The sequence below is a fragment of the Streptomyces sp. P17 genome (genome assembly GCF_032436805.1).
Classification (GTDB): Bacteria; Actinomycetota; Actinomycetes; order Streptomycetales; family Streptomycetaceae; genus Streptomyces.
Map to the genome: position 1 here is coordinate 1 of NZ_JAVRBF010000221.1, position 749 is coordinate 749.

General features: G+C 64.9%; 3 protein-coding genes. All 3 read left to right on the forward strand.

Translation table 11 applies throughout. From position 1 onward, the window contains the following. Window positions 1-125: 125 nt before the first annotated feature. From RMT89_RS40490 to RMT89_RS40500, 3 genes are read left to right on the forward strand one after another with little or no spacing between them, the layout of a single operon-like run. Window positions 126-347, forward strand: a complete 222-nt coding sequence (locus tag RMT89_RS40490; protein ID WP_315888750.1) for a helix-turn-helix transcriptional regulator — start codon at window positions 126-128, stop codon at window positions 345-347. After that, a complete protein-coding gene (locus RMT89_RS40495; RefSeq protein WP_315888751.1) occupies window positions 344-559 on the forward strand; it encodes a hypothetical protein in 216 nt (71 codons plus the stop codon). Before RMT89_RS40490 ends, RMT89_RS40495 begins: the two co-directional genes overlap by 4 nt. Further along, window positions 556-744 carry a helix-turn-helix domain-containing protein gene (locus RMT89_RS40500; protein ID WP_315888752.1) on the forward strand — a complete coding sequence of 63 codons (189 nt, stop codon included), beginning with the start codon at window positions 556-558 and terminating at the stop codon, window positions 742-744. The genes RMT89_RS40495 and RMT89_RS40500 overlap by 4 nt, the downstream gene beginning before the upstream one ends. Window positions 745-749 lie beyond the last annotated feature (5 nt).

Genomic DNA, 749 nt, shown 5'->3' on the forward strand with positions numbered 1-749 from the left:
ATTGTGCCATATCTGGCGTCCATGTGCCGATCTTGGGTCATTTTTTGACCAAAGGGGTTGCGTCACCGTTCCCTGTGTCATAGGGTGACCATATGGACACCAAACCACCCCGAACGGTCACCGAGATGACCGCAGTCGTGGTCTCGGAGGCGATGACCGACGCCGGTCTCACCGTACTGGGCGTCGCTGACAGGACCGGGATACCGCGAACCACGCTCACTCGCCGTCTCTCCGGAGGCTCACCTTTCACGGTGGCCGAACTAGACACGCTGGCGGCCGTCGTGGGCGTCCCCGTGTCGGTGATCATCGCCCGCGCTGAGGATCGGCTCGTGGGAGCAGCGGCATGACCACCCCCGACCAGCACCGGGTCCAGCGCATCGCGCAACTCGCTGAGTCAATCCACAGGATCGGGAGTGCCACCGCAATGCTGGACGGCTCAGCCGCCCTCGACGTCCTCAGTGAGGAGCAGGTGGCCATCGTTGACACCGCCGTGGACGCGCTCAATGACCTGCGCGAGAACCTCCAGGACTCCCTCCGCGCCGAGGGGATCAACCTATGACCAATCGCCGCTGGCTGACCCGCGCCGACGTCGCGGACCTCATGGGCGTATCAACATGGACCGTCGACAAGCTGGCCCGCGACGGGAAGCTGCGCCGCCACAAGCCGACCGGCAAACCACAGGGGCGCGTCGTCTTCTCCGCCGATCAGGTAGAGCGCCTCATCAGCAGGTCAGCCACCCGCTGACCACA

Excerpts from the sequence above, each read along its gene's own strand:
- RMT89_RS40490 (WP_315888750.1), top strand. The coding sequence starts at position 126 with ATGACCGCAGTCGTGGTCTCGGAGGCGATGACCGACGCCGGTCTCACC.
- RMT89_RS40495 (WP_315888751.1), top strand. The coding sequence starts at position 344 with ATGACCACCCCCGACCAGCACCGGGTCCAGCGCATCGCGCAACTCGCT.
- RMT89_RS40500 (WP_315888752.1), top strand. The coding sequence starts at position 556 with ATGACCAATCGCCGCTGGCTGACCCGCGCCGACGTCGCGGACCTCATG.